The organism is Brevundimonas sp. (assembly GCF_030704825.1).
GTDB lineage: Bacteria > Pseudomonadota > Alphaproteobacteria > Caulobacterales > Caulobacteraceae > Brevundimonas.
In genome coordinates this window covers 85,359-97,995 of the sequence record NZ_JAUYNX010000024.1, presented here as the reverse complement: position 1 = coordinate 97,995, position 12,637 = coordinate 85,359, and the positions used below count along the sequence as shown (strand labels likewise).

General features: G+C 70.1%; 13 protein-coding genes. 5 read left to right on the top strand and 8 right to left on the bottom strand.

Going from position 1 to position 12,637, the window contains the following annotated elements:
• Positions 1–150 precede the first annotated feature (150 nt).
• Positions 151–1,248 (top strand): flavodoxin family protein, encoded by a 1,098-nt coding sequence (locus Q8Q71_RS13295; protein WP_305760079.1) that lies wholly within the window; start codon positions 151–153, stop codon positions 1,246–1,248.
• Between the two features lie 6 nt (positions 1,249–1,254).
• On the opposite strand, the gene Q8Q71_RS13290 is transcribed toward Q8Q71_RS13295, so the two are convergent.
• Together Q8Q71_RS13290 and Q8Q71_RS13285 are read right to left on the bottom strand one after the other, a co-directional pair.
• The gene (locus Q8Q71_RS13290) at positions 1,255–2,445 is read right to left on the bottom strand and encodes a winged helix-turn-helix domain-containing protein (protein WP_305760078.1); all 1,191 of its coding nucleotides are present in this window, start codon (positions 2,443–2,445) and stop codon (positions 1,255–1,257) included.
• A gap of 66 nt (positions 2,446–2,511) precedes the next feature.
• Complete coding sequence (locus tag Q8Q71_RS13285; RefSeq protein ID WP_305760077.1) at positions 2,512–4,380, bottom strand: von Willebrand factor type A domain-containing protein; 1,869 nt, start codon at positions 4,378–4,380, stop codon at positions 2,512–2,514.
• 151 nt (positions 4,381–4,531) lie between these two features.
• On the opposite strand from Q8Q71_RS13285, the gene Q8Q71_RS13280 reads away from it, so the two are divergent.
• Complete coding sequence (locus Q8Q71_RS13280) at positions 4,532–6,388, top strand: monovalent cation:proton antiporter-2 (CPA2) family protein (protein ID WP_305760076.1); 1,857 nt, start codon at positions 4,532–4,534, stop codon at positions 6,386–6,388.
• Between the two features lie 40 nt (positions 6,389–6,428).
• On the opposite strand, the gene Q8Q71_RS13275 is transcribed toward Q8Q71_RS13280, so the two are convergent.
• Positions 6,429–6,998 carry a DUF4142 domain-containing protein gene (locus Q8Q71_RS13275; RefSeq protein WP_305760075.1) on the bottom strand — a complete coding sequence of 190 codons (570 nt, stop codon included), beginning with the start codon at positions 6,996–6,998 and terminating at the stop codon, positions 6,429–6,431.
• 93 nt (positions 6,999–7,091) lie between these two features.
• On the opposite strand from Q8Q71_RS13275, the gene dusA reads away from it, so the two are divergent.
• Together dusA and Q8Q71_RS13265 are read left to right on the top strand one after the other, a co-directional pair.
• Complete coding sequence (gene dusA / locus Q8Q71_RS13270; RefSeq protein WP_305760074.1) at positions 7,092–8,105, top strand: tRNA dihydrouridine(20/20a) synthase DusA; 1,014 nt, start codon at positions 7,092–7,094, stop codon at positions 8,103–8,105.
• 110 nt (positions 8,106–8,215) lie between these two features.
• A complete protein-coding gene (locus Q8Q71_RS13265) occupies positions 8,216–8,527 on the top strand; it encodes a hypothetical protein (RefSeq protein ID WP_305760073.1) in 312 nt (103 codons plus the stop codon).
• Here Q8Q71_RS13265 and Q8Q71_RS13260 read toward each other — a convergent pair whose 3' ends face one another.
• Together Q8Q71_RS13260 and Q8Q71_RS13255 are read right to left on the bottom strand one after the other, a co-directional pair.
• Positions 8,528–9,154, bottom strand: coding sequence for a DUF4126 domain-containing protein (locus Q8Q71_RS13260; protein WP_305760072.1), 627 nt, complete (start codon positions 9,152–9,154; stop codon positions 8,528–8,530).
• A 61-nt stretch (positions 9,155–9,215) separates the two neighbouring features.
• Positions 9,216–9,830: a GyrI-like domain-containing protein gene (locus Q8Q71_RS13255; protein ID WP_305760071.1), complete on the bottom strand. Its 615-nt coding sequence runs from the start codon at positions 9,828–9,830 to the stop codon at positions 9,216–9,218.
• A gap of 142 nt (positions 9,831–9,972) precedes the next feature.
• Between Q8Q71_RS13255 and Q8Q71_RS13250 the strand changes: the two genes are divergently transcribed.
• A complete protein-coding gene (locus Q8Q71_RS13250; RefSeq protein ID WP_305760070.1) occupies positions 9,973–10,956 on the top strand; it encodes an SDR family oxidoreductase in 984 nt (327 codons plus the stop codon).
• A 105-nt stretch (positions 10,957–11,061) separates the two neighbouring features.
• Here the strand turns inward: Q8Q71_RS13250 and Q8Q71_RS13245 are convergent, their stop codons facing one another.
• From Q8Q71_RS13245 to Q8Q71_RS13235, 3 genes are all read right to left on the bottom strand, one after another.
• Positions 11,062–11,349, bottom strand: a complete 288-nt coding sequence (locus tag Q8Q71_RS13245; RefSeq protein ID WP_305760069.1) for a GNAT family N-acetyltransferase — start codon at positions 11,347–11,349, stop codon at positions 11,062–11,064.
• A 128-nt stretch (positions 11,350–11,477) separates the two neighbouring features.
• Positions 11,478–11,897, bottom strand: a complete 420-nt coding sequence (locus Q8Q71_RS13240; protein WP_305760068.1) for a hypothetical protein — start codon at positions 11,895–11,897, stop codon at positions 11,478–11,480.
• Between the two features lie 12 nt (positions 11,898–11,909).
• Positions 11,910–12,578: a hypothetical protein gene (locus tag Q8Q71_RS13235; protein ID WP_305760067.1), complete on the bottom strand. Its 669-nt coding sequence runs from the start codon at positions 12,576–12,578 to the stop codon at positions 11,910–11,912.
• Positions 12,579–12,637: the final 59 nt, after the last annotated feature.

Below are 12,637 nucleotides of genomic sequence, written 5' to 3'. Positions count from 1 at the left end.
CGTCCGATCCACTCGACATCGTCGGTCGGGACAGGGTGACATGCACGACACCTTCGACATCTTGCGGAGAATCCCGTCCGGAGGCTGACGGAACGACGCGCCGCAGCTTCACGTTGACGCTCCAGCCCATGCCGGGCTGGAGCCGCCTGCATGGCCGACGACGCCCCGCCCGTCGAGACGCCCGACCCTCGCAAGGGCATGCCGAGTCCGCAACTGGACAAGACCGCCTTCACCGCCCGCTTCCTCAGCCGCTACCGCGATCCCGCCTTCGACGACCTGCGGGCCGAACTGGACCGCATCGCGGAGGTCGCCTGGGACGGCTACGACCAGGGCCGCAAGTCGCCGGTGACGCGGAAGGCCGGGCCCGGGTTCGCCGATCCCGACTACGACCTGTCCGTCGACTGGATCGCCGCCCGGGCCATGATCGAGGCCGCCCAGGCACGGCACGATGACAAGGGCCGCCCGCCCCGCGTCCTGCTGATCAACGGTTCGTCGCGCAGCGAACACACCTGCCCGGGCGAGATGTCCAAGAGCTTCCGCCTGGTCGAGATCGCGCGCGCGGTGCTCGAGGCCGACGGGGTCGAGACCGAGGTGCTGGACCTGTCGCGTCTGGCCTCCGAATTCGGCCGGACCATCCATCCCTGCAAGGCCTGCTTCTCCACCGCCGCGGCCCTCTGCCACTGGCCGTGCAGCTGCTATCCCAACTACAGCCTCGGCCAGGTCGACGACTGGATGAACGACATCTATCCGATGTGGGTCGCCGCCCACGGGATCATGATCGTCACCCCGGTGAACTGGTACATGACCTCCTCGCCGCTCAAGCTGATGATCGACCGGATGGTCTGCGCCGACGGCGGCAATCCGGACCCGACCCTGACCCAAGGCAAGGACGCGAAGAAGGCCAAGGCGGTCGAGCTGGCCGGCTGGGACTATCCCCGCCACCTCAAGGGCCGGGTCTTTTCGGTCATCGTCCACGGCGATGTGGAGGGGGCCGGGAACGTGCGGCGCTCGGTGTCGGACTGGCTGCGCTTCATGAAGCTGCTGCCCGCCGGTCCGACCGCCGAACTGGACCGCTACATCGGCTACTGGGAGCCCTACGCCACCAGCCATGACGCACTGGATCGGGACGAGGCCGTGCAGGAAGAAGTCCGCAACGCCGCCCGCACCCTGCTGGAGGCGGTCGCGGCCCAGCGCGAGGGCCGGCTGGCCTGCGCCGGCGCCGAGCTCGAGAGCCCACGCCAGAAATAGCCGGTGTCAGAGGATCGCCTGCAACGCCCCCGCCAGATCGCCCTTGCCGACGACCTCCACCGCCTCAAGCCCCAGCCATCCCGCCATGCGCTGCAGCTCCTCCCCCAGTCGGGCCGCTGTCTCCGGCGTCGCATCGGGCTCGCGCCACGCCGCCTGCACCAGCAGCCGCCCGGCCTTGCGGTCGGACTTCAGATCGACCCGGGCGGTGATCGCCTCGTCCTCGAGGAAGGGCAGGACGTAGTAGCCGTGCGCCCGCTTGTGCGCCGGGGTGTAGATCTCCAGCCGCACCCTGACCCCGAACAGCCGCTCGGTCCGATCGCGGGCCCAGACGAGGTTGTCGAACGGCGACAGCAGGGCGGCGCCCGCCACCTTGCGCGGCGACCGCGCTCCGGCGGCCAGATACGCCGGCTGCCGCCAGCCCTTGACCGGGACCGGCGCCAGCTCGCCCGCCTCGACCAGCTCCGCGATCCGGTCGCGCGCATCGGCCAGCGGCAGCCGGAAATAATCCCGCAGGTCCGCCGCCGTCGCCACGCCCATGGCCCGCGCCGAGATGCGGACCAGTTCCCGCTGGGCGTCGGCCTCGTCGGGCGTCGGCAGGTCGACGATGCGGGCGGGCAGGGCGCGTTCGGTCAGGTCATAGACGCGCTCGAACCCGTTGCGCGTCTTCGTGGTGATCAGCCCGGCCCAGAACAGCCATTCCAGCGCCCGCTTGCCGTCCGACCACGACCACCAGCCGGGCGCCCCGCGCGGGCCTTCCGCGAAGTCCGCCCCCGTCACCGGCCCGCGCCGCTCGATCTCGGCCAGCACCCCGTCGATATAGTCGCGCTTCTCGCGCCCGAACCGCGACAGGCCGGTCCACATGGCCCCGCCCCGCGCCCGCTCCATCCGCCAGCGCAACAGCGGCTGGCTCTCCAGCGGCAGCAGCGACGCCTCGTGGCCCCAGTATTCGAACAATCCGCGCCGCGCCCCCCAGGCCTCCGCCTCCAGCGCCTCGCGCGGATAGTCGCCCAGCCGCGAGAAGGCCGGCAGATAGTGGGTCCGCGTCACCACGTTGACGCTGTCGATCTGGATCACGCCCAGACGGCGCGCGACAGCGCGGACCTGGCTGCGGCCCGGCGCGGCGGGGTGCGCGCGGCCGAACCCCTGCGCAGCCAGGACGATGCGGCGGGCGGTCTTGAGGGAAAAGGTGTCAGTCACCCGATCAGCCTAGCGGGAGTCTCCCGGCGCGCCAGATCACGGGCGCGCCGGGATGGCGGAAATCGGCTACGGCGCCGCCCGCGCCGGCAATCCCTGCGCCGCCCGGACCAGTTGCACGAACTCGGCCCGCTCGCCATAGGGATCGTCGCCGCGCGCGCCCTGCGCCTGTTCTAGGATGTCGTCCCAGCCGTACTCCGCCGGCATCCACGGATCGCCGCGCAACCTCTGGCCGAAGGCGGCGACGGCCAGCGCCCAGCGGGTGCTTTCGGGGCCGGTCCAGTCGCCGTTTCGCATCGTCGGCCGGTCGGCGTTGGACGCCACCCGCTGCATCAGCCGCGACTCCGCCTCGCCCGGCAGTTTGTAGCGCACCTGGACGAAGCCGACCTCGCCGTCCGGATCGCCGCCGCCGACGCTGAGGCTGTTGCGGTTCTCGGGATAGCGCCGATCGCCCATCTGGCTGGGCCCGCCGACCGGAGTGATTTCGTAAAGGGCCGTCACCGAGGCGCCCGACCCGACCTCGCCGGCGTCGACGCGGTCGTTGTTGAAGTCCGCCTCGTTCAGCAGCCGGGTCTCATAGCCGATCAGCCGGTACTCGCTGACGCGCGCCGGATTGAACTCCACCTGGATCTTGACGTCGTCGGCGATGGGGAAAGCCCCGCGATCGAACGCCGGGCCGAACAGCCGCCGCGCTTCGTTCAGGTCGTCGACATAGGCCGCCGTCCCGTTGCCGGCCTGGGCGATCGTCTGCATCCGCGCGTCCTGATAGTTGCCGCGCCCGAAGCCGTAGACTGACAGATAGACCCCGGTTTCCCGCTTGGCGGCGACATAGTCCTCCAGCCGCATGTTGTCGGTGACGCCGACGTTGAAGTCGCCGTCGGTGAACATCAGGATGCGGTTGACCCGGTCGCGGGCGAAGCTGGCCTCGGCCTGCTGATAGGCGTTGGTCATGCCGGTCGCCCCGGCCGTGCCGCCCGAGGCGTACAGGCTGGCCACCGCGCAACGCAGCTTCAGCTTCTGGTCGCCCGGCGTCGGGGCCAGGCGCGTGCCCGCTCCCTCGGCGTAGAAGGTCACCGCCGCCGTATCCTGCGGCCGCAGCCGGTCGATGATCAGGTTCATCGCCTTCTGCGCCAGGGCCAGCTTGTCGGGGCTGTCCATCGAGCCCGAGACGTCGACCAGGAAGGTCAGGTTCAGCGGCCGCCGCTCGCCCTCGGGCAGTTCGTAGCCCTGCAGTCCGACATGGACGATCTGCCGTCCCGGCGCCCAGGGCGAGGCCGTGACCGCCGTGGTGATGGCGAACGGCTGCGTCGCCGAGGTCGGCCGCTCATAGCCGTAATCGAAATAGTTGATCAGCTCCTCGACCCGCACCGCGTCGGCCGGCGGCGCGCGGCCGTCGTCGATGAAGCGGCGCACATTGGCGTAGCTGGCCGTGTCGACGTCGATCGAAAAGGTCGAGACCGGTTCGTCGGCCACGCGGCGCACGGGATTGGGCGTGGCGTCCGGATAGCGTTCGGTGTCGGTCGGTCGCGGCGGGGCGATGACGCCGGGCGAGGGCGCTGGCGCGCGCGACCCGGAGACCACGACCTCGTTCAGCGCCCTGGCGTCGGCCGCCGACATGGGCGCGGGCGCATGCAGCAGGGGCGGCGGCGGGGGAGGAGGCGGAGGCGGAGGCGGAGGAGGCGGGGGCATCGGCGGGGCATAGGCCGGCGGCGCGCCGGCATGGGCCCGGGCGGTCCCGCCGCCGCCCACGCCATAGTTGGCGTTGCGCTCCTGCGGCAGGGTGAAGCCGAACACGCGGCAGGCGGCGGGTGATACCGCGCCGTCCGACGGCTTGTCGGGGTCGACGCTCTGCGCCCGCACGGGCAGGGGGGCCATCGGTACGGCCAGGGCGAGGCTCAATACCCCGGCCATGGCCTGTTTCAGCGGAAGGGTCGTCATCGGCGCATCTCCCCTTGTTGATATGACCGATGAGGCCGGCCGGCGTCGGGCGAAACTGTGGCGCTCCGGGCTGACGGAGTCTGACGGCGTCGGGCTGGCGCCGCGAGGCGTCACCCCCCACTATCCGTCCGACGCACGACAGGGGACCCGCATGCACGAGACGACCAGCATGGGACTGGGCCACGCGGTGGCCCTGCTGGCCGCCATGGTCGTGGCCGCCACCCTGTTCCGCCGCTTCGGCCTCGGCGCCGTGCTCGGTTATCTGGCCGCCGGCCTGCTGATCGGCCCCTCGGTGCTGGGGGTGGTGAACGATCCCGAGTCGGTGCTCCACGTCGCCGAATTCGGCGTCGTCATGTTCCTGTTCATCATCGGCCTGGAGATGCGGCCCGCGCGATTGTGGAGTCTGCGCAAGGAAATCTTCGGTCTTGGCGCGGTCCAGGTTCTGGCCTGCGCCCTGCTGCTGAGCGGCCTCGCCATGGCGGCCGGTCTCGCCTGGCCCGCCGCCCTGATCGCCGGTTTCGGCTTCGCCCTGTCGTCGACGGCCATCGTCATGCAGCTGCTGGAAGAGCGCAACGAGAACGCCGAGCCGGCGGGCCAGCGCGTGGTCTCCGTCCTGCTGTTCGAGGATCTGGCCATCGTGCCGCTGCTGGCCCTGGTCGCGGTTCTGGCCGGGACCTATGGCTCTGCGGTCGGGACCGGCCATCCCATCTGGTTGACCATCGGCCTGGCCATCGCCGCCGTGGCGGGGGTCTACGCCGCCGGCCGCTGGGTGGTGAACCCCTTCTTCCGCCTGCTGGCCCGCTACGGCGGCCGCGAGGTCATGACCATGGGCGCCCTGTTCGTCGTCCTGGGCGCCGCCTACGCCATGAACCTGGGCGGGCTGTCCATGGCCATGGGCGCCTTCCTGGCCGGCGTCCTGCTGTCGGAATCGACCTTCCGCCACCAGCTGGAGGCCGACGTCGAGCCGTTCCGCGGCCTGCTGCTGGGCCTGTTCTTCCTCAGCGTCGGCATGTCGCTGGATCTGCGCGTGGTGGTCGCCGACTGGGCCTGGGTGCTGGGCGGACTGGCCGCCTTCATGACCGCCAAGATGGTCGCGGTCTACGCCGTCGCCCGGCTGCGGCAGAAGCATGGCGAGGGCCTGCTGCGCGCGGCCCTGATGGGCGAGGGGGGCGAGTTCGCCTTCGTCCTCTATTCGACCGCCTTCGCCGCCGGCCTGTTCGACGCCCGCACCGCCGCCATCCTGTCGGCGATCGTCATCCTCTCCATGGCCCTGACGCCGCTGCGGGTTCTGCTGGCCGACCGTCTGCGCCCCGACGAGGATCTTTCGCCGGACGACGCCGAAGGCGTCGACCACGCCCGCAATCTGCGCGAACGGGTGCTGATCATCGGCTTCGGCCGCTTCGCCCAGGTCGTGTCCCAGCCCCTGCTGGCCCGCGACGTCGACGTCTCCATCATCGACATGGACGTCGAGATGATCCAGGCCGCCGGCAATTTCGGTTTCAAGGTCTACTATGGCGACGGATCGCGCCTCGATGTCCTGCGCGCATCCGGAGCCGGGAACGCCGAAACCATTCTGGTGTGCGTCGACAAGCCCGAGGTGGCGGACCGCATCGTCGAACTGGTCAAGGCCGAGTTCCCCCTGACCAAGCTTTTCGTGCGCGCCTTCGACCGCGGGCATTCGATCCGGCTGGTCAATGCGGGGGTCGAGTACCAGATCCGCGAGACCTTCGAGAGCGCCCTGGTGTTCGGCTACCAGGTGCTGATCGACCTGGGTTTTTCGGACGAAGAGGCGCGCGAGACGATCGAGGACGTTCGGCGACGGGACGAGAAGCGGTTCACCCTGCAGCTCGCCGAGGGAATCCAGGCCGGCCGCGCCCTGATGCGCGGCAACATCGCCACCACCCGGCCGGAGCCCTACGTCAAGCCGCGTCGCGAGGGCCAGGCGCTCAACGAGGAAGCCGCCGACGCCCTGGAGGAGGACGAGCCGCACGAAAAAGCCGACGCCTGAGGGCGCCGGCTCTCTCGCTCCAACCCGGAAGACGGAAGGCCTAGAGGGCGGCCTTGATCTGCTCGGCCATGCGCAGGTGGGCCTCGATCTTCGGAACCACTGAGCGGGCGTGCGCCGCCAGTGGGGAATCCTCGTTCGAAAAGCCCCGGTGCAGGGTCAGGGCCTCGTTGTGGGCCGCGATCTGCTGGTCGATCCAGGTCGCGTCGAAATTCGTCGCCGAGGCCGAGCCGAGGTTGTCGATGAGGCCCTGGCGCCGCTCGTCCAGCTCGGCCGGAACCGCGGCCCCGGGCGCGGCTTGCGGCAACAGGGCCTTGAAGGCGTTGGACGCGGCGGCGTGGTCGGTCTTGAGCATGGTCGCGAGTTCGCGGACGCGGGCGTTCTGCGAACGTTGCAGGGCGATGTCGGCCGCGGCGATCTCGTACATGTCGCCGATGGCCGCGCTCGGGATATAGGCCGACTGCATATTGGCGCCCATGGTCGCGGCCGAGGTCTGGCCCACCGGTCCGGCGGCCATGTCCTGGGCCTTGTCGACAGCCTCGGGGCTGCGTTCCTGGTTGCAGGCGGCCAGCAGGGCGAGACAGGCGGCGCCGGCGAGAAGCGGTCTGATCATGGGGTTCCTCCTTGTGGCCGGGAAAACCGCCTGGAAGGGAGCGGGTTCCATCGTTGGCGCAGGAGACGCCTTTCGGTGTAGAAGCCCCGCGCCATGAACCGCCGCCTCTCGATCGCACCCATGATGGACTGGACCGACCGGCACTGCCGGGCGTTCCATCGCGCCCTGACGGCGGAAACCCTGCTCTATACGGAGATGGTCACCGCCCCCGCCGTCGTTCACGGCGATCGGGACCGCCTGCTGGGCTTCGACGCCGTCGAACACCCTGTCGCGCTCCAGCTCGGCGGCTCCGACCCGGTCCAGCTGGCCGAGGCCGCCCGGATCGGGGAAGCGTTCGGCTATGACGAGATCAATCTGAACGTCGGCTGCCCGTCCGACCGGGTCCAGTCGGGCCGGTTCGGCGCCTGCCTGATGCGCGAGCCTGGACTGGTCGCCGACTGCATGGCCGCCATCCGCGAGGCGGTGTCGGTCCCCGCCACGGTCAAATGCCGCATCGGCGTCGACGACCAGGATCCGCAGGTGTCGCTGTTCGCCACGGTCGACGCCTGCGCCGCCGTCGGGATCGAGGTCTTCATCGTCCACGCCCGCATGGCCTGGCTGAAAGGCCTGTCCCCGAAGGAAAACCGCGACGTTCCGCCGCTCGACTACGGCCTGGTGCGGCGGCTCAAGCGCGAGCGGCCGCATCTCAGCGTCACCCTCAACGGCGGCGTCGCCTCGCTGGATGAGGCCGAAGCCCACCTGGACGACAGCGACGGCGTGCGGCTGGACGGGGTCATGCTGGGCCGCGCCGCCTATCACGAACCGGCCATCCTCGGTCAGGCCGACCGGCGCCTGTTCGGCGCGGCGACGCCGGACGTGGACGCTTACCAGGCGATCGACCGCTATCGTCCCTACATGGCCGCGCGGCTGGCCGAGGGCGTCCACCTGCCGGCCATGACGCGGCATATGCTTGGGCTCATGCACGGGCGCCCGGGGGCACGCGCCTTCCGCCGCATCCTGACGGTCGAGTCCATCGGCCCGGGCGCGGGGCTGGAGGTGGTCGATCGCGCGGTCGACGCGGTCCGCGAGGCCGAAGCCCGTCACGAGCTCCGGGGCGAGGCGGCCTGATCCGGGCCTGTGATTCCGCGGCCACACCGCCGCAACGACCCACAGCCGGTTCGCCCGTCGGGGGAACGCCGCGGCGGCGCTTCGCATTGGTCCGGGCAGGAGACTGGTCCATGCCCAAGAGTCCGCCCGCCAAGCCCGATCTGCGCCTCGTCCCGGCCGAGGCCGAAATCTACGACCTGATGCGCACCCCGGAGACCACGACCGAACGGGTCCGGCGGCTTCAGCTCGAAGCGCGCGCCCTGGCCGTCGAACAGGTCGAGGCGCTCGAGAAGGTGCTGATGCAGGCTTCCGTCATGGCGAGGGAGATCGCGGACGGCGGCGACGCCTATCCGGTCGGGGCCCGGGAATTGGCCGGCCGCCTCGCCGCGGACCTGCCGTCGAAGGCCGAGACCCTGAAGGCCATCGTCAGCCGCGTCCTCTGATCAGGCGGCCCGGGTCTCTCGCCGGTCGCGGATCCGCCGCGCCAGCCGGAACACCACCACGATCAGGATCAGCAGCACCAAGGGTATGACGATCGGCGCCAGGAAGGCGACGATCACGGTCAGCGCCGCCAGCACGTCCTCGATCAACGACACCAGCGGATTGCCCAGTCCGCCGGTGGCGGCCGTCGATCCGACACGCACCCCCGTCTGCGCCGCGTTGAAGGCCAGGGCCGCCGGCGCCCCGACGATCAGGCCGGCGACGGCCGCCGCCGCCGGATCCACGTTCCAGAACACGCTGCCCGCCGCTATGGCGCCGGCGACCGGCCGGGTGACATAGCCGATGGCGTTCAGTCCGTGATCGATGGCCGGGACCTTGTCTCCCAGGAATTCGGCCACGGTCGCGGTCCCCAGCGCCGCTATGGCGGGCCAGGAGACCAGCCAGTCCATCTGATCGATCAGGCGAACGCCGAACATTTCGAACCGCGCCGCCAGCGCCAGCATCAGCAGCGGCAGGAAGGTGCGCAGGCCCGTGGCCGAGGCCAGCCCCAGTCCCAGCAGGGCGGGCAGCACCCAGGTCTGCAGCGGTCCCGCGGCGGCGCCCACGGCGGACAGGTCGATGTCTGGCATGGCGGCGTTCCTTGTCGTCGAACATCACAATGCACGGGAACGCCGGTGCGCTCCATCGGCGTCAGGCGGCGCGCACCGGCTGGCGGAGGATGGTCCTCAGCTTCTCCGGCGCCGCCTTCCGCGGATCGCCGAGATAGATTTCGTGATGCCTGCCGACGGGGACCAGCCCCTGCCCGGGCAGGAATTCATCATGTAGCCGCGCCAGGATCGGGCCTTCCCCGTCATAGGGACCGACATGCAGAACCTGCACGCAGCGGCCTTCCTCGAGCCGTTCGGAGCGCAGACGCGACAGCGCGGCCGTCGGGTTCTTGAGCCCGGCTTTCGCGACCGCCGCCCTGACCTGGTCCGCGGAGATCCAGTCCGGCTGCAGCATCATCATCGTCCAGCGCCATTTGCCCTTGGCGCGCTGCCGGAAGGCCGCCATGTCGTCGGCCCACCACAGCCCCTCGAGTGGCGGCACGACATAGTCCCGGCCGACGGCCTTGCTGGCGAACTTCAGGGCGTAGGCGACGCCATAGAGGGCCTCGACCGCTTCCGCATAGGCGGGCGCCGTGTTCGGATCGCCTTCGCCGTCGACCATCAGATAGGTCAAAGGCGGCGGCTCGACGAAGGCGAACCGATCCTTCGGCGCCGTATAGAGGTCCTTGTGGACCTGCTTGAGATCAACCTTGCCCATCTCCGCCCTCCAGCGTTCGCAACGTCTCTTCAGTCCGGGACAGCCGCACCCGGCTGGCCCGGGACGTAGCCCAGGATGACGCCAACGGGAACGCTTGCCCGCTCCATCGGCTTTTCCATCAATCCTGAGATTGGAGGCCGCCATGGACGACCGTTTCGAACCCCGCGCCGGGAAGATCGCCGATCAGGAGCGGAAGATTCAGGCCGGAATCGATGCGAAAGCCGGCGCGGGCGGCGATGAGTCCGAAAAGGCGGTCCAGGCCGGGGCCCGCGAATACCCCGAGCCGCCCTTCCCGAAACAGCATCAGACCAAGCCCGGCGACGAGGCCGCGCTGGATCCGGCGCCCATGTATGACGCGCCTTTCTGGAAGGGCTCGGGCAAGCTGGAGGGCATGGCGGCCATCATCACCGGCGGCGACTCCGGCATCGGTCGCGCCGTCGCCGTCCTGTTCGCCCGCGAGGGCTGCGACGTCGCCCTCTGCCATCTCGACGAGGAACGGGACGCGGCCGCCACGAAAGCCGCCGTCGAGGCCGAGGGCCGCAGGGCCATCGTGCTGAAGGGCGACGTCGCCGACCCCGCCTTTTCCGAGGCCGCCGTCAGGGCGACGCTGGACGCCTTCGGCCGCCTCGACGTGATCGTGCCCAACGCCGCCTTCCAGGAACATGTCGAGGCGCTCGAGGATCTGACCTTCGAGCATTTCGACCGCACGCTGAAGACCAATCTCTACGGCTATTTCAACCTGGTGAAGGCGGCGGTTCCGCACCTGAAGCCGGGCGGCTCGATCGTCATGACCGGCTCGGTCACCGGCATCGAGGGCAACAGGAACCTGCTCGACTATTCGATGACCAAGGGCGGCATCCACGCCTTCGCCCGTTCGCTGGGTACGCACCTGGCGCCCAAGGGAATCCGCGTGAACGTGGTCGCGCCGGGCCCGGTCTGGACGCCGCTGAACCCCGCCGACCAGCAGGCCGACAAGGTCGCCAAATTCGGCTCGAAGACGGTGATGAAGCGCCCGGCCCAGCCCGAGGAGATCGCGCCGGCCTTCGTCTTCCTCGCCTCGCCCCAGATGTCGAGCTACATCACCGGCGAGATCCTGCCGATCATCGGCGGCTACGGTGGGGGATAGGCCGCGTCGGGTCGAAAAGGCGGAGCCTTTTGAGCGCGGCCCGCCGGAAGTCAGGCCGCGTCGGGTCGAAAAGGCGGAGCCTTTTAAGCGCGGCCCGCCGGAACCTCAGGCCGCCAGATCCTCGAACTCGCGATGCCGCTTGAGCCAGGCCACGGCGTAGCTGCATCGGGGCTGGAGTTTCAGGCCCTCCGCCCGCGCATGGTCCGCCAGCGACTGCATGAAGCGTCCCGCCGCCCCCGATCCGCGCAGGGCGGGATGGGCCTCGACGTGCAGGATCACCCGCGTCGTTCCCTGCACGGCATAGTCGGCGAACACGGTGCGCAGCACGCCCTCGTCGTCCGTGAAACCCTGCTCGAAACGCTGCTCGGCGCGGACGTCGCGAAAATCGGTCACGGGAGGCTCCTGGAGGTATGTCGGCGAACGGACATAGTCGCCAACTCCTTGCTTGTCCTGCCGTTCCTCGTCGAACCGGATAACCTCGAACATCCTCGCCGGTGTCGCTCCACCGCCACAGACGAGGCTCAGGGCGCGCGATCGCCCAGCAGGTTGATCAGACCGATGATGCTCTTGATCGTGAACCAGACCGTCAGGAACAGCAGCGCCAGCAGCAGGAGGACCGCCAGGGGGACCAGCGCCACGCCAAGGGCCGGCGCCGTGAACACGCCGACCACGCAGGCCCAGAACCCGACCCAGAGCAGGATGGTCCACCAGAACACCGACCAGAAAAGACCGATCTGGGCGTCGATATGGGCCCGCGACAGGCCGTCGGACCCGCTCCGTCCGGCATAGGCGACGATCAGGCCGACGATGACCAGCAGGTTGGCGCTGGGCAGGGACAGGATGTACAGGCCCCAGGCGATCAGCGCCGCCGGCTTGCCCTGCGATTCATGACCTGGCGCGAAGCGCGGCCCCTCGGTTCTTTCGGGCGTCGCGTCGGCCATGCGGTCTCTCCGTCAGATCCACCAGCCGAGCGGATCTGCGATCGCGCGGCCGGACTTCAGGGCCCAAACGCCCGAAGCGCCGCGAAGCACCATCCACAGGGCCAGAAGGAACAGGATCGGCACCCCGAGGGCGAAGGGGGCGGCCATCAGGATCAATCCCGCCACCGCCGCGACGGCCGCCGCCCACAGGGTGCGCTGCTGGTAGATGAAATGCGAGGACGACAGGTCGTCGTCCGGCCCCGCCCGCCCGGTGACCGCGAAAAGGCCGATCGCCGCGGACACGCCCAGCGTCGGCACGGCGAACAGGATCAGGGCGTAGACGGCGTACAGCCCCATGCCGCCGCCCGGCACGGCGGCGGGCTGGTCGCGCCGCCGCGAACGGGTCGAAAACTCCCGCGAGGACTGGAAGACGGAACCGGCCTCCACCGGCGTCGGCCCGGGCGGCGGCGCGTCCTCGACCGTTTCGAACAGTTCGGGCTCAGGTTCAGGCTCGGGCTCAGGGCGCGGCTCCGGTTCGAACGCGAACTCCGGTTCGGGATCAGGCTCAGGTCGCGGATCCGGCTCGAACGTCGGTTCCGGTTCCGGCGCGCGCATGCGCCCCTCCAGCGACGCCGGAGAGGCGAAGCCGATCAGGTCGTCGTCGTGGTCGTCCGCGTTCGTGGGATCGCCGGCTTCGGCCATCGGATATCCTTCAGTCCGGTCCAAGGTATGACGGCCCCCCGCCGCCCGCGCAACCGCCC